The organism is Pseudoalteromonas sp. JB197 (assembly GCF_002332205.1).
GTDB classification, from domain to species: domain Bacteria; phylum Pseudomonadota; class Gammaproteobacteria; order Enterobacterales; family Alteromonadaceae; genus Pseudoalteromonas; species Pseudoalteromonas nigrifaciens.
The window spans coordinates 16,406-38,817 of the sequence record NZ_NRGZ01000003.1 but is presented as its reverse complement, the minus strand read 5'-3'; the positions used below and the strand labels follow the sequence as shown (position 1 = coordinate 38,817).

16 protein-coding genes are annotated in these 22,412 nt (G+C 40.6%); 6 read left to right on the top strand and 10 right to left on the bottom strand.

Translation table 11 applies throughout. The features are described from left to right. Window positions 1-23: 23 nt before the first annotated feature. The 7 genes from glpD to galE all read right to left on the bottom strand — a co-directional run bounded on the left by glpD (window position 24) and on the right by galE (window position 8,853). Window positions 24-1,529 (bottom strand): glycerol-3-phosphate dehydrogenase, encoded by a 1,506-nt coding sequence (gene glpD / locus CIK86_RS18650; RefSeq protein WP_086996336.1) that lies wholly within the window; start codon window positions 1,527-1,529, stop codon window positions 24-26. Window positions 1,530-1,565: 36 nt separating this feature from the next. Further along, the gene (gene glpK / locus CIK86_RS18645; protein WP_086996333.1) at window positions 1,566-3,065 is read right to left on the bottom strand and encodes a glycerol kinase GlpK; all 1,500 of its coding nucleotides are present in this window, start codon (window positions 3,063-3,065) and stop codon (window positions 1,566-1,568) included. Window positions 3,066-3,266: 201 nt separating this feature from the next. Further along, window positions 3,267-4,589: a dienelactone hydrolase family protein gene (locus CIK86_RS18640; RefSeq protein WP_086996330.1), complete on the bottom strand. Its 1,323-nt coding sequence runs from the start codon at window positions 4,587-4,589 to the stop codon at window positions 3,267-3,269. 22 nt (window positions 4,590-4,611) lie between these two features. Beyond that, window positions 4,612-5,616 carry a Gfo/Idh/MocA family oxidoreductase gene (locus CIK86_RS18635; RefSeq protein WP_086996327.1) on the bottom strand — a complete coding sequence of 335 codons (1,005 nt, stop codon included), beginning with the start codon at window positions 5,614-5,616 and terminating at the stop codon, window positions 4,612-4,614. Between the two features lie 19 nt (window positions 5,617-5,635). Next, window positions 5,636-6,784: a galactokinase gene (gene galK, locus CIK86_RS18630; protein ID WP_086996324.1), complete on the bottom strand. Its 1,149-nt coding sequence runs from the start codon at window positions 6,782-6,784 to the stop codon at window positions 5,636-5,638. Beyond that, window positions 6,774-7,838, bottom strand: a complete 1,065-nt coding sequence (locus CIK86_RS18625; RefSeq protein ID WP_086996321.1) for a UDP-glucose--hexose-1-phosphate uridylyltransferase — start codon at window positions 7,836-7,838, stop codon at window positions 6,774-6,776. Before CIK86_RS18625 ends, galK begins: the two co-directional genes overlap by 11 nt. A gap of 1 nt (window position 7,839) precedes the next feature. After that, window positions 7,840-8,853 carry a UDP-glucose 4-epimerase GalE gene (galE, locus tag CIK86_RS18620; protein WP_086996318.1) on the bottom strand — a complete coding sequence of 338 codons (1,014 nt, stop codon included), beginning with the start codon at window positions 8,851-8,853 and terminating at the stop codon, window positions 7,840-7,842. 333 nt (window positions 8,854-9,186) lie between these two features. Here galE and CIK86_RS18615 point away from each other — a divergent pair, with 333 nt between their 5' ends. The 3 genes from CIK86_RS18615 (at window position 9,187) to CIK86_RS18605 (ending at window position 11,729) form a co-directional block, all read left to right on the top strand. Then, window positions 9,187-10,182, top strand: a complete 996-nt coding sequence (locus tag CIK86_RS18615; RefSeq protein WP_086996400.1) for a tyrosine-type recombinase/integrase — start codon at window positions 9,187-9,189, stop codon at window positions 10,180-10,182. Between the two features lie 8 nt (window positions 10,183-10,190). Further along, window positions 10,191-10,682 (top strand): hypothetical protein, encoded by a 492-nt coding sequence (locus CIK86_RS18610; RefSeq protein WP_086996315.1) that lies wholly within the window; start codon window positions 10,191-10,193, stop codon window positions 10,680-10,682. A gap of 285 nt (window positions 10,683-10,967) precedes the next feature. After that, entirely contained in the window at window positions 10,968-11,729 is a 762-nt protein-coding gene (locus tag CIK86_RS18605; RefSeq protein WP_086996312.1) for a hypothetical protein, read from the top strand. Window positions 11,730-12,026: 297 nt separating this feature from the next. On the opposite strand, the gene CIK86_RS18600 is transcribed toward CIK86_RS18605, so the two are convergent. Next, window positions 12,027-15,011: a Tn3-like element ISKox2 family transposase gene (locus CIK86_RS18600; RefSeq protein ID WP_008126957.1), complete on the bottom strand. Its 2,985-nt coding sequence runs from the start codon at window positions 15,009-15,011 to the stop codon at window positions 12,027-12,029. A 223-nt stretch (window positions 15,012-15,234) separates the two neighbouring features. On the opposite strand from CIK86_RS18600, the gene CIK86_RS18595 reads away from it, so the two are divergent. Next, window positions 15,235-16,110 carry a DNA replication terminus site-binding protein gene (locus tag CIK86_RS18595; protein ID WP_086996397.1) on the top strand — a complete coding sequence of 292 codons (876 nt, stop codon included), beginning with the start codon at window positions 15,235-15,237 and terminating at the stop codon, window positions 16,108-16,110. A gap of 74 nt (window positions 16,111-16,184) precedes the next feature. On the opposite strand, the gene CIK86_RS18590 is transcribed toward CIK86_RS18595, so the two are convergent. Beyond that, window positions 16,185-17,405 (bottom strand): ABC transporter ATP-binding protein, encoded by a 1,221-nt coding sequence (locus CIK86_RS18590; protein WP_179300461.1) that lies wholly within the window; start codon window positions 17,403-17,405, stop codon window positions 16,185-16,187. A 335-nt stretch (window positions 17,406-17,740) separates the two neighbouring features. Then, window positions 17,741-19,345: an ABC transporter ATP-binding protein gene (locus CIK86_RS18585; protein ID WP_086996306.1), complete on the bottom strand. Its 1,605-nt coding sequence runs from the start codon at window positions 19,343-19,345 to the stop codon at window positions 17,741-17,743. Window positions 19,346-19,512: 167 nt separating this feature from the next. Here CIK86_RS18585 and CIK86_RS18580 point away from each other — a divergent pair, with 167 nt between their 5' ends. After that, window positions 19,513-21,618, top strand: coding sequence for a TonB-dependent receptor (locus CIK86_RS18580; protein WP_086996303.1), 2,106 nt, complete (start codon window positions 19,513-19,515; stop codon window positions 21,616-21,618). Window positions 21,619-21,728: 110 nt separating this feature from the next. Next, on the top strand, window positions 21,729-22,406 hold the full coding sequence (locus CIK86_RS18575; RefSeq protein WP_086996300.1) for a TetR/AcrR family transcriptional regulator C-terminal domain-containing protein: 678 nt from the start codon (window positions 21,729-21,731) through the stop codon (window positions 22,404-22,406). Window positions 22,407-22,412 lie beyond the last annotated feature (6 nt).

The following is a 22,412-nucleotide window of genomic DNA, read 5'->3' as shown; positions in this document are numbered from 1 at the left end:
AGGGGCTATATGACTGCATGTTATTAAGCACTTTTAGCTGACTTGCTGTACTCAATATAGTGATTAAGTGTAGTAATTTGTTCAGGATTGAAACGTAGTCCTAGCTTTGTGCGTCGCCACAATATGTCGCTTGTACTATTAGCCCATTCATAATTCAATAGATAATCCACTTCTGCCGCATATAAATTATGACCGAAGTTTTGACCTAAATCACTCAACTGCTTTGTGCCACCTAAAACATTTACAGCACGCGTACCATAAGTACGTATCAAACGATTTAAGAGTACCTCTGGTAACCACTTATAGCTTGATTTTAATTGTTTTTTAAGTGTTTTTACAGAGCTAAAATCACCACCGGGCAAAACATTATGTTTCGTCCATGGTTTGCCTATTTGCGGATAAAAGCTTTCAAGCTTATTAATTGCTGCTTCTGCAAGTTTTCGATAAGTGGTAATTTTACCGCCAAATACACTCAGTAACGGCGTGCGCTGACCGTCACTTGAAAGTTCTAATTTATAGTCCCGAGTAACAGCCTGTGCATTAACCGACTCGTCATCAAGTAATGGCCTTACCCCAGAAAAGGTATGTACTATATCTTCACGTTTAATAAGCTTTTTAAAGTAGTTATTAGTAATATCGATAAGATAATCGATTTCTTCGTCACTTATTTTTACATCCTGTGCAGCACCATTATATTCAACATCGGTAGTACCAATTAGAGAATAATCATCCTCAAATGGCAACACAAACACAATGCGATTATCTTTATTTTGTAAAATATAAGCATGTGATTCATCATGAATACGCGGTACAACAATATGACTGCCCTTTACAAGGCGAATATTTTGTGGCGATTTTTCTTCAAGTGTTTCATCAAACAATTTAGCAACCCAAGGGCCTGCAGCATTTACAATACCTCTAACTGAAATATCATAGTGCTGTTTAGTCTCTTGCTGTTCTAGGGTTACTTGCCATGTGCCTTGCTCGCGGTGCGCTTTCACGCATTTTGTTTGTGTGGCAATAACAGCGCCTCTTTCTTGAGCGGCTAATGCATTTAAAATGACTAAACGAGAGTCATCAACCCACCCATCCGCATATTCAAAGCCTTTAGTGATTGTAGGCTCTAATACACTATGTTCGCCAAATTTTATACTTTTAGACGCAGGCAAGGTAACCCGTTTAGCCAAGTTATCGTACATAAACAGACCAATCCGAATCATCCAAGCTGGGCGCAGATGTTTCTGATGTGGTAATCTAAAAGTAAGTGGCCACATAATGTGGGGAGCATTTTTTAGAAGTACTTCACGCTCAGCTAGCGCTTCTTTTACTAATCTAAATTCGTAATGCTCTAGGTAGCGCAGTCCACCATGGATCAGCTTGGAACTATTTGAAGATGTTGCAGAAGCTAAATCAGACTGTTCGCACAAAAGTACTTTAAGCCCTCTTCCTGCAGCATCAGCTGCTATGCCTGTGCCGTTTACGCCACCACCGATGACGAGTAAGTCATATTCATTATCTGCTAATTTCACCGCTCACCTTCTATTAATCATATGAAAACATTGAATTTACTGGTCACAACTATCATTAGTTAAGCAAACTTGAGCAACACAGTGCTGCCATTTTGCATATAGCTCGTTACGTTCGTCGACGCTCATTGTTGGTTCGAAACGGTGATCACATGTCCACATTTTAGATAATTGCTCTGTTGACTCGTAAACCCCTGCTTGAAGACCTGCTAAGTAAGCGACACCTAGAGAAGTTGTTTCGCTTACTGTAGGACGCTCAACTGTCGCACCTAAAATATTTGATAAAAACGCCATTGCCCAATTATTTTTAACCATACCACCATCAACACGCAGTACACTTGGGCGCAAACCATCACGCTCCATCGCCTTTTGTAAATCTTTAGTTTGATAACCTACCGATTGCAACGCTGCGGCAACGATGGTGCTAATACCTGAGTCACGTGTGAGGCCTAAAATAGCGCCACGCGCATTAGGATCCCAATACGGAGCGCCAAGCCCTGTGAATGAAGGAACTAGGAATACGCCATGATCCAGTGGTACATCTTTTACTATCGACTCACTTTCACCAGCATGGCTTAGTAGTTTCAAGCCTTCAACAATCCACTGCATGGTTGCGCCAGCCATAAAAATACTGCCTTCAATAGCATAAGTTGATTTGCCATTTAAGCGATATGCAACAGTGGTTAACAAACGATTTTCAGAAGTAAGTGCTTTTTCACCGGTATTAAGCATGAGAAAGCAACCTGTACCATAGGTGCTTTTTGCCATTCCTTGTTCGAAGCATGCATGACCTACAAGTGCGGCTTGTTGGTCACCTGCAATACCACAGATACGGATTGGCGAACCAAAAATATTATCACTCGTTGAACCAAATTCATCTGCTGAGTCCATCACTTCTGGCAGCATGGATTCTGGAACCTCAAATAAATCGAGTAATTCTGGATCCCACTGTTGAGTATGGATATTAAATAACATGGTGCGCGATGCATTCGTTGCATCAGTACGGTGTTCTTTCCCACCGGTTAGGTGCCAAAGTAAATAAGTATCAACTGTCCCAAAAGCAAGCTCGCCGGCAAGCGCTTGTTCGCGAGCACCTTCCACGTTATCTAAAATCCAACGGATTTTAGTGGCGGAAAAGTACGGGTCGAGTATCAAGCCTGTTTTGTCGCTTATAGTTTGGCAAAAATCATTTGTACTTAAGCTTTCGCAGTAATCACTGGTGCGGCGATCTTGCCAAACAATTGCATTGTAAATAGCTTTTCCTGTTTTTTTATTCCACACCAAGGTAGTTTCGCGTTGATTAGTTATACCAATGGCAATAACTTCTTCAGGCTTCACATTGTTTTTAGTTAACACTTCACGGCTAGTACTAAGCACTGTTTGCCAAATATCGTAAGGGTCGTGCTCTACCCAACCATTTTTTGGAAAGTGCTGAGAAAACCCTTGTTGTGCTGTACCAAAAACGTCAGCATCCTTTGTAAACAAAATGGCCCGAGAGCTTGTGGTGCCTTGATCAATCGATAGTATGTATTTAGACATAATTATTAATATTATTTATCTTATATATAACTAGATTGCCTTTAACGCTAGCTAATGGCAATGGTTTTTCTTAAAATATTTGTATAAAAGTAAAATATGCTTGTTTTTATAGATAAGTTTCTTATATAAAAGCTGTTTTACTTTAGAGGATTTTTAAGTGTGAACACGACTATTTAAACAAAAAGCAGCTTTGAATTTTCACTACTTACTGTGAGGACTTGTTTGTTGCCAGTCCATACCGGTAGAAAAACGATTATCAAACCCACGCCACTGTGGCAGTGGCTTGCCATCAACAACAGCTTGGTCGCCGCTTTGTGGTAAATCTAAGTATTTACATTCGCTGGCGATACCTTTTACGTGGCAATCCATCATAGCAAGTACAAAGTGTTTATTGATTTCGTTTAGCGTGCGCATAGACCACGATGACTCGTAGTAATGACCTATATCTAACTCACTACTACTTTGTGCAATAGCTGGAGCTGGGTGCGGTGCAATATTATGGCGTGCATTTTTGTAAGTAAGCATGTACTTATTTTCGCTGCCCGTTTGGTTATAAAGACTTTTAATACCTTCATACCCTGATATATCATCTAAACTACCGGATATATAAAGCGAAGGTACTTTAATATTTCCCATCGCTTTGGTATCAAATATATCGTGCTGTCCGCCCCAAGGCGCAAAGGCCACCATCGCTTTTATACGTGGGTCTACTTTTGGATTTTGGTATTGCCCACCAGCACAGCTGTTTAGTAATTGTTGTACTTTTTTAATTTGAGCTGGGTCTTTCATACCCGTAAACATAGCCGTAGTTTGCTCATTAAAAGCATAACAACCACCAATGGTATTTACCGCGCCATAGCCACCCATTGAGTAACCAATTACGCCAGCGTTTTTGCTATCTACTTGCTTGCTTGCAAAGTTTTTTTGCTCGTTAAAGTAATTAATAACAAATTGCTGATCGCGCGAGCGATTTATGAGCGTGCTAAAAAAGCCCGAAAATGGTGCGTTTTTAAAATCAACATCAGCATTGGTTGAGTCGGTATGATCAATTGCTACAACAATGTAGCCATTCGAGGCTAAATGCTCACCAAGGTAGTACATAATGGTGCGATAGCCAGTATAGCCGTGAGAAAGTACAATAACAGGGTAATGCTCTTTATTATTAATGGCTACATCGCGCATAGCATCGGCTTGCAGAGTAAATTTTTTACCTGAGCGAGTTTGATCGGTGTAGCTGGTAAGCGGCGTTTGTGCTGTATTTGCAGCCGGATACCATACCTCGACTTTTAGAGGACGATCATTTTGACCTTGTGTAGCTGGGTCAAATTGCTCAGGGTTAACTAAATCAAGTGTTTGCACTCCTACATTATAGCTACCTTTGGCTGCAAGCTCTGGGAGTACTTCGCTAGTGATTGGAGGATATAGTTGCTCTGGTTTATTAGACTCAGCAAAGGTTACACTGGCAGATAAACTGCACGTAGCGAGTAATATAGCTTTTGAAAGCGCTTTGAGTGCGTGTGTCATTGTGTGTCCTTGTTGTGTGTTTTTATTTTGTCAGTTCAGCCGACTCAATAGCGTAGTTATATTTCAGTTGCCATTGTGCCCGTAAGGTATCCATTATGTTTATAACTCGTAAGCTAGTACTTAGTGGTAACACGGTGCTTTGCGTCTGTTTTTGTAATATACACTGCGTAACATGTGCAATTTCAAACTTAAAGTTTTCATCATCACTAAAGCCGTATTCAAAGTGTTGCGAGTCTTGGCCATATATATGGAGTTCTATAGATTGAGCGCCTACAAATTCAGGAATGCGAATGAAGCCAAGCTCACCATTAATACATGCCTCAGTTGGGCCGCTTTGTTGGAGTGCACTAGCAAGAGATGCAAACTGTCCGTTACCGTAATCAACTATAGCAGTGCTTCGCTCATCAACACCGGTTATGCTTTTGTGTACAAAAGATTTGATTTGTTCTGGGGCTTTATTAAATACCACATCAGCAATAGAAATAGGGTAAATACCTAAATCTAGCAGGGCGCCACCCGCTGTTGTAGGGTTCATTAAACGATGCGTGCTTGCAAAGCTGCCAGGTAAGCTAAAGTTCGCATTCACGCTATGTACATTACCAATAATATCTTCGCTTAGGAGTTGCTGTAATTTTACTATTGCCGGTAAAAAACGCATCCAAACGCCTTCCATTAAAAAGCAATTTTTCTGCTTTGCAAGCTCGGTGAGGCTTTCCAATTGCTGAGCATTAACAGTAATTGGTTTTTCGCTTAGTACATGCTTATTGTGTGTTAAGCACTGCGCTATCGTTTTAAAATGTTGCTCATGCGTATTAGCTATATAAATAGCATCAATATTTTGGCATTGCATAAGAGCTTGATAGCACTTATAACCTTTAATATTGTACGGTGTTGAAAACTCTTTTGCGCGCTGCTCGCTAGTCGATGCTGCGCCAATAAGCTGAGCATCAGCGCAATGCGCAATGCTTTTAGCAAAGGTGTGAGCAATATTGCCACACCCAATAATTCCCCAATTAACCTTTGCCATGCTTATTCCTTAACTTTATTTAAAAAGACGTAATTTGTAACCCTGAACCCGCTGAACATACGTAAATGTCGGCATTTAAGTTAAAGCGTTCAAAGTAATGCTGCTCAACCGCTGCTTTAATTAGTGGCACTTCTGCATCACGACATAAACATACAATAGCACCACCAAAGCCGCCTCCGGTCATACGTACTGCACCGCGATCGCCCATGGCTTCTTTACAAATTTCTACTAGGCCATCGGTCGCTGGTACGGTTACTTCAAAGTAATGCTTAAGCGACTGGTGCGATGCAGCCATTAGCTCACGTAGCGCGTCAATGTCGTTATTTTGCAGCGCTTTAGTTGCTGCAATTACACGGTCATTTTCGCTAATTACATGGTGTGCACGCTTGTATTCGTTTTCACTCAATGCGTCTTTTGTTGCTTCAAGCGTGGCCATGGTTGCTTTACGAAGTGTTGCTACATTCATTTTTGCAGCTGCTTGCTCACAGTCAACACGACGTTGGTTGTATTCGCTATCTACCAATTTACGAGGGTAGTTAGAGTTAACAATAACAATATTTAAGTCATCTGGAACTTTTACAGACTCGGTTGCTAGGTTTTCACAGTCAATTAAAAGAGCATGGCCGTTTTCGCCTTTTGCCGAAATAAGCTGATCCATAATGCCCGATTGGCAATGCATAAAGTCGTTTTCGGCTTCTTGGCCTAGTAATGCTATTTTTTCTTCGCTTAAACCAAGTTGTGCAATATGGTTAAACATACCACCAACAGCAACTTCTAGCGCAGCCGATGACGACAAGCCACTGCCTTGCGGTAAGTTACTGTCGATAAGTAAATCGGCGCCGCGTAAAGTATGGCCCGCACGCTTTAATACAAATGATACTGCACGAATATAGTTACCCCATTGCGATTGTCCTTCGCTGATTGCTTCATCAACACTAAAGCTGTCTTTTTCGCCTGGGTAATTTAAAGAATGCACAGTGATAATGTTATCGTCGCGCTCTTTAAACATAACTTGAGTACGAAACTCTAACGAGCACGGTAAAACAAAACCGTCGTTGTAGTCGGTAAATTCACCAATTAGGTTTACACGCCCTGGAGCGGCTGCAATACCTTGAGCAGGCACGTCATACAGTGACAAAAATTGTTGTTGGAATTCGTTAAGCTTCATTTGTGTGTCCTGCTGTATTTTTATAGTGTGTGGTACTGGCTGCTTGTAAAATAGAAGCGGCGGTTTCTGCGCTTAAGTCGCGCTGACTTTCGGCTAGCATTTCGTAGCCAACCATGTGTTTTTTCACGGTAGCTGAGCGAAGTAGCGGCGGATAAAAATGGGCGTGCAAGCGCCAATGTTGCTCATCTGAGCCACGATTAGCCGGTGCATTGTGCCATCCCATAGAATACGGGAAGCTACAATTAAATACGTTGTCGTATTTAGTGGTTAATACTTTAAGTGCTTGTGCGAGTGTATTTATTTGTATATCGTTTAGCTGGCTAAAATTTTGAATATTATCTTTAGTTAATAGTATTGTTTCAAACGGCCAAGCAGCCCAAAACGGGACAACAACAAGCCAGTGTGCGTTTTCAAATACAACACGTGTTTGATCTGCTTGTTCTTTTTGCGCGTAATCGGCAAGCATTGCGCTGCCATGCTTTTTATAATAGGCAAGTTGCTGTGTATCTTCTGCTTCTATTTCGGTAGATGAGTGCGAATGAGCCCATATTTGGCCGTGTGGATGAGGTTGCGAGCACCCCATGATTTCCCCTTTGTTTTCAAAAACGTGTACACATTCATAGTGCTGTGCAAGTTCAGTGTAGTTTTCTTTCCAGGTTTTTACTACTTCATACAGGGCGTCGAGCTCTAGCTCAGGTAATGTTTTGTTATGCTCTGGCGAAAAGCAAATTACACGGCATTCGCCGCTTGCTTCATCGGCAATAAATAAATCGCTGTCTGACTCTAAGCTTTGAGATTGGTCGCTGGCATTAGGTGTCAGTGCGCCAAAATCATTGCTAAATACATGCGTGTATTCGTAATCTGGATTGCTGTCGCCATTTGCACGGGTGTTACCTGGGCAAAGTGGGCAGCTTTCATCGTGCTTAGGCAGTGCGCTTTCATTTACAGCTTCTGTTGCGCCTAACCATGGGCGGTTATTACGATGCGGTGACACTAACACCCAACGACCCGTTAGTGGGTTTTTACGTCTGTGAGTACTTTCTAATAAAGCCATGTTAACTCTCCAACCCACGAGGGTAATTAGTTTGCCAGCGCCATGTATCGTTGGTCATATCGCTAAGTGTTAGTTCTGCGTGCCAGTTAAGTGTATTTTTCGCTTTTGTGGCATCGGCGTAGTTGCAGGCAATATCGCCTGCTCGGCGCGGTGCACTCTTATACGGAATATCTTTATTGGCTGATGCACTAAATGCCTTAATCATATCAAGCACTGAATAACTTTGGCCTGTGCCTAGGTTGTAAGCATGAAAAGCGGTATCTGTTTTATGCTGCATAAATGCCGCTACATGGCCTTTAGCTAAATCTAAAACATGAATATAGTCGCGCATGCCTGTGCCATCTTCGGTGTCGTAGTCGTCACCAAAAATATTAACCACCTCGCGTTTACCTACCGCTGTTTGAGCAATAAATGGCATTAAGTTATTAGGAATACCATTGGGGCTTTCACCTAATAAACCACTTGGGTGCGCACCTACAGGGTTAAAGTAACGCAGCGCTATGCCCATAAATTGACTATTGGCATTACATACGTCTTGCATAGCTTGCTCAACCATGACTTTAGTCCAACCATATGGGTTAGTAGCGCGTATAGGGTGCTTTTCGTCAATAGGGAGGTAATCTGGCTCGCCGTACACAGTGGCCGATGAGCTAAATATAATGTGGTTAACATCGGCTTCTTGCATGCTTTGTAACATACTTAATGTGCCCGACACATTATTTTGATAATAGCGCAGTGGTTGCTCGGTAGATTCGCCAACGGCTTTTAAAGCCGCAAAGTGAAATACAGCTTCGGCTTTAGTATGTTTTAGAGCGAGCTTAAACTGTTGCTCGTCTTGTATGTCGCCCAAAATAAACTCAAACCGAGTACCCGTAATCTTTTCGAGTTGGTCAAGTACCTGCGCACTTGCATTAGACAAGTTATCATAAATAACAGGTGTAATACCTGCGTCATGTAATGCAATACATGTGTGGCTACCTATGTAACCCATGCCGCCAGTAACTAAAACTCTCATACATATACCCTAGTACTATTTATACTATAAATAGTACTATTTAAGCTGTGGAAAAACAATAGCCAAAAATACATTCGATTCGGTATAAAAAATAGATAACCCACTAGCACCTACTTATTAAAATGACCCTTTTAGAAAGTAGAGCCTGTGATATAATAAATATCGAGTCAACACCATCAGAATTTAAAATTAGAAGCTGTAATTTAGCCGGTGATACTGAGTAAAATAAACACAAATAATATGTCCGTACTTCATTATTTGGGGTTGTTCTAAACACACAAACTTAAACTTAGTATGGAGCAAAAGCACAAAGTTACTTTGAGGCATCAAAAAATGCACGAACAAAACAAAGATGAAAATACCGAAGTCACATTTCTCCCTGCAGAGCGTACTTTTGAAGTGTTAAGTGCGGAGGCTGCGGGCACTGGTGTAAATGGTATTGAAAAAAACCCTGCAGTTTCATACTTAATGGGCTTAAGGGCTGAAAGTAGCCGGCTAGCCATGAGGTCGTTTTTAAACAACATCGCTAAAATGATGGGTTACCATGATTTAAGAACCTGTCCTTGGGGTATGCTTGAGCGGCACCATGTACAGGCAGTTTTGACCATGCTCACTGATGCGGGAAAAGCACCGGCCACCATAAATAATTACTTGGCGGCAATAAAAGGTGTAGCCGTAGAGGCGTGGACACTTAAGCTTATTAGCACTGACACTTACCAACATATCAAGTTAGTTAAATCGGTTAGAGGGTCAAGGATACCCAAAGGTAGAGCCCTGGCCCCTGCTGAAGTGAAGAAATTATTTTTCACATGTGAAAGTGATAAGTCTGCTATTGGGGTTAGAGATAGCGCTATTTTATCTGTTTTAGTCGGGTGCGGATTACGAAGAGCTGAAGTTGTATCCCTTGATTTTGCTCATTATAACCGGCATAACCGCTCGCTAAAAGTGCTAGGTAAAGGTAATAAAGAGCGCATGGCATACTTGCCAGATGGCGCATTTCAAAGGCTTGAAAGCTGGGTTGAGGAAGTGAGAAGTGATATTCCAGGGCCGCTATTTAGTCGTATTCGCAGATACGATGATGTTACCTCAGAGCGCATGACTAGCCAGGCAATTTACCATATTTTAAATAGTAGATCTGTCGAGGCCGGTATAGAAAAGTGTGCCCCGCATGACCTAAGAAGGACATTCGCTTCGTCAATGCTAGAGAACGGCGAAGATCTAATTACAGTTAAAGATGCAATGGGCCATGCAAGCTTAGCAACAACGCAAAAATATGACTTTAGGGGTGATGAACGCCTAAGAGCAGCAAGTAAACGCTTAGATATTTAGGGGGAAGAATGTCACAACAGAACAACTTTGGTGAAACACTTACATTTTATGCTGATAGGCATCCAGATCCATTAAAGCGCACAGCTATGAACGTTCAGTACACATCTAGTCGGCTTGGCTTGCAGACGTTAAGTATTGAAATGACCACCATTAACTCCCCTGGTGAATCACCAGACTGGGCAAATAAAACAATAATACAGCTGACTAAAAGCGAGTTAACCGGGTTGTGCGGCGTGTTGTTTGGCTTGAAAAGCGAAGTAAAAGCTTCATTTCATGGCGAGAATAAAAACAAAGGGATGGCAGTTTATAATAATGGTTCACAGGGGGCTGCTGTCACTATCTCAGTCGCTGGCCGACACTTACATCACTTTTTATCACCCGAAGATAGACTTGAATTAGGTGTTTTTACTTTACGCAGATTGTCGGGCGCGTGGCAAGTCACACCTTCGGATACCTTGGCTATATTGCGTCAAAATGAGTTAATAAGAAGAAGCCAGTAATGCTTTTAAAAGTGAAGTAAGGTTTTAAATTTCACTACATTTGCCCTAAATGAGCTAATAGACACCTCCTATTAACCTTAGAAATGATGGATAATCACTTTAGCCTATATTAATAAAAGGGGTATAACCGTATGAGAAATGGTGGGAAGTTTATAGAAAAATGCCGCTATCCGGCTCATTTTAAATGGATAGAAGAAAATGTACCGCTATTTAAATAACTAGCAGTGTGAGTATTAGGCTTTATGGCGGGAATGGCCGCACAATAATTAGGGAGATAAGTCAAAAATGACTATAAAAACAAGTTTGACGTATATAGGAATAGCGACACTGACAGTATGCATATTTACAATACTATTGCCATTTGTAACTGTAAAATCAATCGGTAACTACCAAAAGAAACATAAAATCGAAACGTTTGAACAATATTTAACGCACCCAGCTACATTGGAAAAATTTGCCCGCACATCAATAGTTGACGCTTGTAAGATCGAAGGTGAGTGTTTAGAAAATGTGGCGTTGTTTGTGGGGGATATAAATAAGCAGAGTGCAGACGATTTTATTGAATTTATAAATAAACACCCTGAAGTCGATACGGTTTGCTTAAATTCTGGTGGCGGAGAAGTAAGCGATGCATTGAGAATGTCTAGGCTAATTTCCGAACGTGAACTTGCAACTTGCATGGCAGACTATTACAAGATCGGTTTAGATAAAACAACGACAAGAGGCGGAATCTGCGGGAGCGCTTGCAACATGCTTTTATTGTCTAGTAAAACACGCATACAGCAAGGCGTTGACCTAAGGTTTGCGGGTCATAGCTTTGCTCGCACTGGTAAAGCTACGTTCTCATTATTATGGCTAGATTGGAGTATCGTAGATACATTTACAGAAGAACCAGTAGACTTTGAGGAGGCTCTAAATATCGCTGACACACCAGACAAGCAAAAACATTTAGATTATTTATCTGAAGTTAAAGATATCAGCCACTTAGACTCAATGAAAATACTTAGTAATAATGAATTGAAAAAGTATAGAATATTTACGCAATAGCTATGACCTACACCAATAAGCATACTAGACCATCATGCAAAATAAGGGTTTGTAATAAACAAACCCTTAACCCCGAGCTCCTTCTCGGCCAACTTCATTGCCTTTTCTATTTTTTCTCTCTTTTTCTCTCTCTTTCTCATCCTAATCTCAGGGCGGGGCCAGCCAAAGCAGTACCACAAAAGTTAATATTAAAAGAACTACATGGTTAAGGGGTTCTAGGGATTTTCCCCTCTAAAGTAACATAAATCGCCACAACCCTCGCAGTTAATGGCTTGTGGAGCTGGGTTACCTTTCATTTTAGACTTCATTTTCAACAATAGGCCTAGTTATTTCCTGTAAATCAGGTAGTTTGCGGTTACTAGCGAACTGATAAGTGCCGCTCAGATTAATGTTCTGCCATGCAACGGGTGATACTTGTCGAGTTATTGCTGCTTTTTCCTCGTCACCAACTTCTTCAAAGTGCAGTAATAGATGACTTAGGATCATCGAGTTAAAGTAGATAATAGCATTTGCCGTCAAACGGGCACACTCGTTCCAGACGACTATTTCTGATTCGTTTTTTCCACGGAACTGGTCACGATTGACCGATGCAATAGCTCGCCTGAGGAAATGCCAGGCTTCGCCTCGGTTCAGTGCTCGTTGAACATATTGGCGCAGACTTGCATCATCAATATAATCAAGTAAATATTGGGCTTTGATGAGCCTATTATATTCCGTTAATGCTTGTAATATAGGGTGTCTAGATGGATAACCAGATAATTTGCGTACTAGCAATGCCTGTGTTGTGCGTTTTTCTTGAAGGGATAACACAATACGCTGAATATCCTGCCAGCCTTCTTCAATCACATTCATTTTTATCGGCTTTTTCAGCGCCAGATGCGTGTTTCCGTCGTCGCTTTCAGTTACGTTAAATAGGTCATTGATCACACTGGTGAACTGAGCATACCTAGGCGCAAAACTATAACCGCATAAATCCAATAAGGCATAATTAACATGATTAACACCATGGGTGTCGGTTGAGAGGACATCTGGCTTAAGATCACTAGTATTAGATTGTAGTAAGTCGTAAATATAATGGGACTCATGCTCATTAGATCCTATGATACGGGCATTTAACGCACTATGATTGGCAACTAACGTCATGGCCGTAATACCTTTGTTGGTGCCGAAGTATTTCGAGGAGTAGCGAGTTTTAAAAGTCTCAAGGTGAGTTTCAAATTTTTGCCCATCGGTACTGGCGTGCAGGACGTCTTCTTGGATGTGATAGTGGCGGAAAATAGGGAGTGCCGCTACTGCGTTATTGATGATATCACTAGCCTCTTGCAAGGTTTCAGGCCTAATATAATTAGCTTGTATAGTGCTTAGATGCTCATAACTGCGATCAGATATTTGTGCCATCCCATATACGCCGCGATGTGTCGCATTCGCAATTAGAATAGCCAATAAATCATCCTGATTGGCGCCTACTTGTTTTTGTATTGGCAGCACGTGTGCGAAGCATTGCATAAAGTTGGTTTCTTGTTCAACATAACGCAACACATCAGCAATACTGACGGGGATCATTTGTTTAAAGAAAGGGTTGTTGACAAGTGATTGGGAGCCTTTAACTGGCAGTCGCCATCGTGTGCCACTTCGGCTCTTCATGATCACATTGCGGTTATCACCATTATCAATGTGACGAGCAACATCTTCTAGGGATGTTGTTAAGCGTATTTGTTTTACTTGCAGTAGCTTCTGAATCGGCTGCTTTAGCTTTTCCAATGTTGATGATGCCAATAGATCAGGCTGTATTGACGATGCAATTAAGTCGTCTTCTAGCGCACGATATTTAGTGACGTTTGATAAGTAAATTCGACCATTAAGCCGAGAAGCCAGTTGACGGTAAAGCAACCATTCGTATCGCTGTGGATGAACAACATCCTTGTTAATTAACCATGGACGATGTTTTTGTTGGATAAGTGTACTATCCATTGTTTGCAATGTATTACCTGCTAATAGTTCTGTTTTTGTGGTTTTGAGCTGGGTCACTAATGCTTCTGAGCCTTTACCTGCTTGGCATTCAAGACATAGAAACACGGGCCTTAATAACTGCTCAATTAACCCGTTTTGATCATCATAATATTGCCATTGATATTCTTCTACCGTGCGTTTTTGCTTTTTTAAGTACAGGCATAGCGTTTCTATATCTTGGTTATTCATTACACTTAATGCTTGTTGCCTAACCGTTGCAAATGGTTGATTATCGTCGATACTGTCATCAACAAACAGATGCAGTAATTCTGCGGCTTTGGTGACATTGTCTGCAGCTGACCTCCATGAGTCAAACACTGCCTGTTGGGCAAACGCATGCGCAGCTTCTTGTTGTTTACGGATATGATGAATAAACCCATCAGCCAATCGCTCTAGGCTTTGCCGTATGCGTTGAGTCAGAAAACACAGCAACCATAGGTGTTGCTGTGGACGCTTAAAGCGTTTTAGTTTACTGCCATAATAATCCACCATTTCACCGAAGTGTTGTTGGTTTTTAGACGATAAGGCTAAGCCCTTAACAGCATTATCAATCTGTCTTGTATAAGGCTGTAACTGATGATACACCGTCAGTTCTTTTTTTAGCTCTGTCACCATAACGCTTTTTGCACCGGCTCGAAGCTGGCTTAAGGAGAGCCCATCTTTGTCATCGATAATAGTATTTAGAAATCCGTGTAGTTCAGATGAAACATGAATACGAAGCTTATTATTTAACGCCTTCTTGACCTGTTGGATAACACGACTGATAAGCTTTTGTAAGACAGTATATTTAGGGATGGCAATTCTATGCGTTGCTAGATATTCAGCGGCTGCATCGAATAGATAACGAGGCTCAAGCCAAGCTTTGCCGACCATAACAAGATGTTCGTACAGCGGCGCAAAGTGCAGACTTTCGTCCCATTTCTGATAGTTTAATAACCTCAGTATTCTTTGATATATACGGTCACGCTGCATCTTATTAATGCTGAAAGGCCTGATCCCTTTGCCTCCTTGAACTTGCGTTGAAATAAACTGCATATCGTCAAAGATGAGGTTAAAGCTAGGTGAAAGAATCACAGGCTTAGACTTAAAATACCCTAATAACGCAATGAAATAGCATCGGTGGTTCCTTAGGCGAATACTTTTCAACTCTGTTAACTCGATCTCGTTTGGCGTAAAATACAATCGTTGTTGTTCAAGTGATAATAGCGGCGGAGAATATAGATCAAGCTGCTCAGCTTTGGTAAGAATTGATAGTTCGTTTTTTATAGCCATAGGAATTAAATTAAGTTTAAGGGGTTGTTAACCTCATAATTTGCCATACTTTGGAGAAGTAACCCACCTTTGTATGCCTTTAAATATGGTGAGTATGGCGATTTATGTTACTTTAGAGGGGAAAATCCCTAGAACCCCGTTAACTTCCATTATATTGCATGATGGTCTAGTCTTAGGCTATTAACTGTACTCTGTGCTTTCACAACAAATAATGAACCATACTATGCATTTTATTACTGATCGATTTGATGAGCTGAAAAACAATATCCGTTCTCTCAATACAATCCTCACACATACGCAACCATTGGCCGCCCTTGCCTACCCACTACCCTGCACCTCAAAGGGAATGGAAAGTGAACCGGTTAAATATATTGCAGCAGAAGAACATACCGGACATAAGGCTGTTGAACTCGCGGCTTCCTGCTACCAAGACCTTTACATACAACCAGGCTATTCACAAAAATCAGCGCGGCGCACTGTCGGCGTTATTTGGCTCTCCCCTGCCCAAAACCCAACAAGCATTACTATCCCTGAGCTGGTGGATAAAATAAACGCGGCAAAAACGGATATCGAAAACCATATCATTCAAACGTATGAAACAAGGCAAGACCGGTTTGAAGCGCTTCGCGCAGAGTGCCCTGGTATTATGACCATGCACCTATATAGGCATATTCGGTGTTATTCAGAGCAAAACATTCAATCAATTCGCTTTGCCTGGCAAAGAAAGGACTCGCTATCAAAGCCGGTTAAAAAAGACCTTTTACTTAAAATTGAAGAGGAATTTGATAGATCGGGGCCTGAATACCGCGTACCTCTTGAGCAATTGATCAATAGAATTAAACAAACTCCTGGGGAGCAGCTTAGGATACGCCGGCAGGTTCGCGTACAACCGGCAGCAAATATACGCTTTGATGCTGGAATAAAAACAGTAACAGCACCAATGCCTATAATCATAATTCAAAGTAACGATCTTAAACTTAAAGCCTTAACGGATTTTGATGCTAAATCACAAAGAAAAATACGCTCTGATAAAGTGGCATCAGAAGTTATCGGCTCCTTTGGTGGGGTAACGATTGAAGCGTATAATTTTCTAATTTAACTAACGGGTGAATATAGCCTTCAAAATATATTAAGCCAATAATTCAGCCAACCAACAATGCGACTCAACTTTTATCACAAATGAATTATTTGTTCTGGTTTCCAAATATCGCCTGAGTTATGGGTGACAACTAATAAAGTGCATTTTAGTTCTTGTAATTGTTTTATAATAGATGCCTCTGTTTGAGAGTCTAGTGCTGATGTTGCTTCGTCAAGAATAACAATAGGTGCATTTTTGATAATAGCTTGAGAGAGTGCCAGACGTTGTCGTTCACCGCCAGAAAGCGCTGCTCCATATTCGCCGACAGTTTGATTGATCCCTAATGGTGAACGGTCAAGTAAATTACCTAACATCATTGCCCGTGCGATTTTTTCTACTTCTTGATCACTTGCATCGGGTTTGCTAATTCGAATATTACTCGCAATTGTGCCACTAAAAATGACGGGGACTTGGGGTACATAAGCAAAAAAACTTGCTCGCTGTGACAGTGGTATTGTTGTTAGCGATGTTGTGCCGATTTTAACATCACCGTGCTTAGGATCATCAAAACGCATTAGTAAATGCAATAATGTGGTTTTGCCTTTACCGCTAGCACCATTGATTAAAACCCGCGTTCCTTGATTTATAATGCATGAAAAATCATTAAAAATAGGCGGATAACTAATATCCTCTATCGAGACCGTATAGTTTTCGACTAATACTTGTTGTGTTGAATCAAGCTCTGGCAATGTTGGCGCGGCTAAAATCTCGCGGTAATTTTTATATGCAGCATATTGATCGTTCACACTGAGCGCAGCTAGGGCTAGTGCTTCTATTGGGAAGGTCGCGCGAAGTGCTAAAAGCATGACGACGAAATAAAGCTCGTGTTGTTTAACACTGGTTAAATATAAAAATAATAATGCACCGAGACACGGTAATATCGCGGCAATAGCAGAGTAAAATGTTGCCAGCGCAGCTGCTGTATTTGTTTTAAATAGCGCAATACTTTGAGCAGACCATGCTTGCTCTACTCTTGCTGTTGCATTTTTACACCCTCCTGCAGATCGTAGTAATTCAAGGTGTTCAACTAACTCAAGTGCCGCATGTGTGGCTTCGACTTCGGTTTGATTTCTTTGCTGATCTGTTTTTGCTAAAGCTTGCTGAGCACGATACTGTAAAAATAATGACAAACAGAGCAAACTTGCAAACAATAAACCTACTTGATAATTAACAATTGAAAATAGAGCAATCGTAATAATAATAGGTACTAATGGGGCATGAATAAAATTTTGCAGTTGATGCGCGGGAATACTCATAAAACCTGGTATATGCTGGGTGTTGAGCTTCAATAACTGTGATCTATTGTGAGTTGTAAACCAAGTTACTTTAATACGACTTAGGATAGTTGAAACTATATTATAAATCGAACCAGCAAGCTTGGCGCCAGTATGAAATCCGGCATTTGTGACCATTGATGTCGAAATTACAGTTAGTATACCAAGAATTATGATGAGTTCACTTGGCCACTGTTTTAAGATTGCGCAGGCGATAGCGATATAACTCAATGATTCCAGTAGAGCGACAGCGCACCAACCGAGTGAAACGGGAATTAGTTTTTTAAATGCGTGATCTTTCAACACAGCGTATAAACTCATAGCTTTTCTCCGCATAGGGTGTCTTTTGTCATGTAAAGATGTTCGTTGGCTTGCGCCGCAAGAGTATGATCGTGAGTGACCATGATGATGATTTTTTGTTGGGTTTGCGCGTAGCTTTTTAATTGCTTAATACAGCGCATTGCTGTTTTTTCATCTAATGCGCTGGTTGGTTCATCTAATAAAATAACTTTAGCTTTGCTTAAAAATACACGTGCTAAATGTAGGCGTTGCTTTTCACCACCAGAGAGTAAGCTAGCACTGTGTGATAATGAGATAGGTAATTGCGCTTGTTCTAACGCATTATTATAGTGTTCGTCTGTTGTATTGGGCTGAGTTAATGCGAGGTTTTCTTTTACACTGGCGTCAAGCACAGGTAATTGTTGTGGTAATAACAGTGCTAAACGTGACCATGCTTGCTCGCTTAATGAAGAGCAGTCTTCTCCTTGATATAATATTCTTCCTTTATATGAGGGCTCAAACCCCGAAAGGGCGCGTAATAAACTCGACTTACCAATACCACTTACCCCGCTAATGGCCAACAAAGTGCCACTTGATACAACAAAATTAATGCGTTGTGTCATCAATTGCGCCGTGATCTGTAAACTCAACTGTTCAACGATTAAAGAACCACTTCCAGTCACTAAATTTGTCTTTTGGCCAAAAGGGATTACAGGTGTTTGTAAGAAATCTTCAATACGTTTTGCTGCGGCCTTTCCTGCGCGGACATAATCTAAGCCATGACCTAACTTTAATGCTGGAGTGACAATTGCTAAGCTAAAAAACAATAATGAAGCGAGCTCTTCTATTGGCCAATTTCTACCGACTGAATATGCAATTGTAAACGTTGCAACCGCTTGTAGCATGGAAGTTGCAAAAGCCACAACACCAGATACGCGTTTTATACGAGAGCTGATATTTTTTATAAAGTGATTTGTGGCATGCTTGAATTGATTTAGCGGGCCTGAGTTCGTTATATATGTTCTATATGTTGTAACACCGTTGCTGTATTCATTCAGTGACGTGGTTATTTCAGCCATAACATCAAAGCGTTCAGTTTGTTGTTTCGCTGTCAGTTTTGGAATAATTACTAAATAACATATTGCAGCTATGAGCCCTGGTAATAATACGACTAACGCGATTAATCGTGTCTCTACGAGTAAAAAAGCAACCGTTAGGCAAGGTAAAATCAATAAATTTGCTACTTCAGTAGGTAAGTGAGCTATCAAATGATGCATTGCAGTAATATCGTCACCTAAAAGCCGTTTTAGGTTATCACTTTTATAATTAGCGAGTTGATGTGCCGGTAGTCTTGTAAGATGAGAGGCTACTTTGTGTCTTAATTTTTCTGAAAATTGCGCTTCTGAAAAATGAGAAATCCAAGCTGATAATGCAAATAAAAGGGCGCTTACACACCAACACAAACTGGCAAAAATTAACCAATATGCAGAGTCTTTTCCGCCAATCAATTGAATAATACACCAAATAGCAAGCAAGCCTAAAACTCCTGCTAATACGGCACATAACGCACCAAACAATAGCATGGGTAAGGAAGGAGCTAGTATCGAAGAAAGCTGATTGCTTTTTTTTAAGTTAAACAACATATGACAGACCTTTCGCTAAAAATAACGCTAATGAGTATTGGTTTAATAAGATATTTAAACCGAAAAAAATAAGTTCGAATTATTTATCAACAAAGTGTTGATAAATAATTTAGGAGATAGTAATCTAAATGAAAATTATTATCAATAACATAATGGATAGTTAAGAAATGCGCAGTAATAAGTTTACTTACTCACAGATAATATCAGCTTTGTGCTTAATTTTTCTAACAAACTCATCTTTTTCATGGAGTGCTGCTGCACAAATAAGCATGCCGAACGATGATGAAGCAGAGAATAAAGGTGTTGAAAAAGTGATTATTTATGGTCAAAAGCTTGAGCGTACTTTAAAAGAAACTGCTAATTCAGTACGACTTATTACTGCAGATGACATTAAAAAGAATGCAGATCAAGCCACCATATCAGAAATATTACGAGGTACAGCAAACATTACTTTTGCAAGTAATACTGATGCGCCAATCATTCGTGGTACTGACACCAAGGGGCCTGTAAGTAATGGTAATGCTTATTTATCTAAGCCTGTACCAAGTGCAACAATTAGTGTTGATGGCAGATATTTAACTTCAAGTGAACTTGGACTAGGGGCCGCAGGTTTATGGGATGTAACTTCTGTTGAGGTATTTCGTGGACCACAAACCACCTCTCAAGGCGCCAATAGTATTGCCGGTGCTGTTGTTATTAAAACAAATACCCCGACATTTACACCTGAATTTGCGTTACAAAGTTTAGTTGGAAGTCAAAATAAAGTACGTATTTCAGCTCTTGCATCGGGGCCGTTAGGTGATGATTTTGCTGCTAGAATAGCGGTTGATTATAGCTCAAGGGATACGTTTGTCACTTACACAAACCCTGAGTTTACTGCTCATGACTTTGATTTAGACTTTAAAAATAAAGATTTACGTGCCAAGTTATTATGGCAGCCAAGTGCTTTTGATGGTTTATCAAGTATGTTGACTTATGCGTATAACGAAGTTAAACGCCCTCGAAATGAAATTGTTACAGCACCATACGGTAATTTAGAAAACTCATCTTTGTATCAAGATAATCAAGTAAGTAGCAGTAACGTTGGGTTATGGGATTTAGAATATGAATTTGATAATGGCATCACATTGTCTAATCAAGCTCAATATTCAGAAGGTGACTACGATTATAACTTCGCTGAGCCTTATGCGGGTATAGCAATACGAACAAATAAGAATCTATCAGATGAATTGACCCTAAATATCAAAGATGAGCAAAATAAATACCAAGCAGTGGCTGGGCTTTTTTATTGGAAAGATAAAACAAATAACATATTGAATAATACTTTTGGTCAAGCGGACGCGGATCTAGAGCATGAAAGTATTGCGGCTTATGGTGAGTTAGCTTGGCACTTTACGGCTAAGTGGGAGTTGACCACCGGATTACGCTATCAAAAAGATACTATTAGCCATGAAGGTATGGCCACTTATGCTCCTGATCAATATTATGTTTATGAAAAAACGTTTGACACTTTACTGCCTAAATTATCGTTAACTTATAAGATTAATGACACTATTAATGTCGGGGCTTTGGTTAATAAAGGGTATATACCTGGAGGAACAGGCTTAAACTTTCGTGCCGGTGAGTATTATACCTTTGATGAAGAGTACGCTTGGAATTATGAAATATTCACTCGTGCAAAGCTATTTAATAAAAAGCTAACAATCGATGCCAATGTATTTTATACACAATTTAAAGACTCTCAGCGAGCTGTCACTGATTACCTCGACGGTCGCCCATTTGGCACTATTATAGTTAATGCGGATGAAGCGAGTAGTTATGGTGTGGAATTAAACGCAATGTATGCACCAAGCGAAAGCGTGTCATTGTATGGAGGGATCGGTTTATTAGAGACTGAGATCAGTGAATTTGAAGACTTCAGAGGAGAATCCTTTGTTGGTAATGAATTCAGTAAAGCGCCTGGTTATATGTTTAATTTAGGCACAAATTACAAAATAACCGATGAGCTACTACTGGATATTAATATGCGCTACAGCGACTCTTATTATTCATCAGACACCAATGAGCCTGAATTACGAGTTAGCGGTTACACCGTTTTGAACATGAATGCTTCTTATCAGTTCAGTGAAATGACCGAAGGGTTTATTTATGCCCGAAATGCGTTAGATAAACATGCCCCATTAGCAAAATTTTCTGACCGAAGTACCCAAAGCGAATCTGCTTATTTACTTGAACCACGAGAGCTGGGTATTGGTGTCAGAATGAATTTTTAAGTTGCGAGTTCCTTCGTTTTTATTATTACTTTGTTACTGTTTTTAAATAAAACATTTTTTGTATAGCGCATCCTCGTTAAACTGTTTTTTATTTTATGAAGGAGTGATCTATGAACGAAGCAAATAATAAAACGGCGCAGCGTGGCCGACCGAATCGAATTTCGCGAGAAATTATTGCACGAGCAGCGCTTGATATGGGTATACAAGACGCGACCTTAATGGGAGTTGCGAAGAAGCTAAAAGTAGACCGTTCATCACTGTATCACCATGTTAAAAGCCGTGATGATGTGATTCAGTTAGCCGCGGAAATTGCAGTAAAGGATTTGCAATGGCAAGCCCCTGCAGATGTGAGTTGGCGTGAAGAACTTATAATTCTGACTGACTCACTGTGGCAACTTTATGCGCAACACCCAGGATTAGCGCAAGTAGTGCAACAAGCTAAAGTAACACCTATTGAAGGCATTCATGCTTTTTCGGAATCTGTGATTCGACTCCAGCAAAAAGGGTTCTCCCTTAATGACGCTGTGGTGAGTGTTGATCTACTGGTCGATATGGTGTGCGATAGTTTTTTAGGGTGGTGGTCAACCGATATAGTTGAAGCAAACGGTCTGTTGCGTAAAGAGCGTTTAATTACGTTGTGGCAGCAACAAGCAGACTTGCACCCTAAGCGCGCAGAGCCAATCAATGCCATGGTAGCCATTATGCAAGCAGGTTCGTTGCAATGGTGGGTAAATAAACGCGACTTAATTTTAGATGGTATAGCACTAAGGTTAGACGCTGCTAAATAATATCAC

Bases quoted from the DNA above. Each gene is read 5' to 3' on its own strand.
- CIK86_RS18640 (WP_086996330.1), bottom strand. From the start codon at position 4,589: ATGACACACGCACTCAAAGCGCTTTCAAAAGCTATATTACTCGCTACG.
- CIK86_RS18610 (WP_086996315.1), top strand. From the start codon at position 10,191: ATGTCACAACAGAACAACTTTGGTGAAACACTTACATTTTATGCTGAT.
- CIK86_RS18605 (WP_086996312.1), top strand. From the start codon at position 10,968: ATGACTATAAAAACAAGTTTGACGTATATAGGAATAGCGACACTGACA.
- CIK86_RS18635 (WP_086996327.1), bottom strand. From the start codon at position 5,616: ATGGCAAAGGTTAATTGGGGAATTATTGGGTGTGGCAATATTGCTCAC.
- CIK86_RS18590 (WP_179300461.1), bottom strand. From the start codon at position 17,405: ATGAGTATTCCCGCGCATCAACTGCAAAATTTTATTCATGCCCCATTA.
- CIK86_RS18575 (WP_086996300.1), top strand. From the start codon at position 21,729: ATGAACGAAGCAAATAATAAAACGGCGCAGCGTGGCCGACCGAATCGA.
- CIK86_RS18580 (WP_086996303.1), top strand. From the start codon at position 19,513: ATGCGCAGTAATAAGTTTACTTACTCACAGATAATATCAGCTTTGTGC.
- CIK86_RS18600 (WP_008126957.1), bottom strand. From the start codon at position 15,011: ATGGCTATAAAAAACGAACTATCAATTCTTACCAAAGCTGAGCAGCTT.
- glpK (WP_086996333.1), bottom strand. From the start codon at position 3,065: ATGTCTAAATACATACTATCGATTGATCAAGGCACCACAAGCTCTCGG.
- CIK86_RS18615 (WP_086996400.1), top strand. From the start codon at position 9,187: ATGCACGAACAAAACAAAGATGAAAATACCGAAGTCACATTTCTCCCT.
- CIK86_RS18625 (WP_086996321.1), bottom strand. From the start codon at position 7,838: ATGGCTTTATTAGAAAGTACTCACAGACGTAAAAACCCACTAACGGGT.
- CIK86_RS18595 (WP_086996397.1), top strand. From the start codon at position 15,235: ATGCATTTTATTACTGATCGATTTGATGAGCTGAAAAACAATATCCGT.
- CIK86_RS18585 (WP_086996306.1), bottom strand. From the start codon at position 19,345: ATGTTGTTTAACTTAAAAAAAAGCAATCAGCTTTCTTCGATACTAGCT.
- galK (WP_086996324.1), bottom strand. From the start codon at position 6,784: ATGAAGCTTAACGAATTCCAACAACAATTTTTGTCACTGTATGACGTG.
- galE (WP_086996318.1), bottom strand. From the start codon at position 8,853: ATGAGAGTTTTAGTTACTGGCGGCATGGGTTACATAGGTAGCCACACA.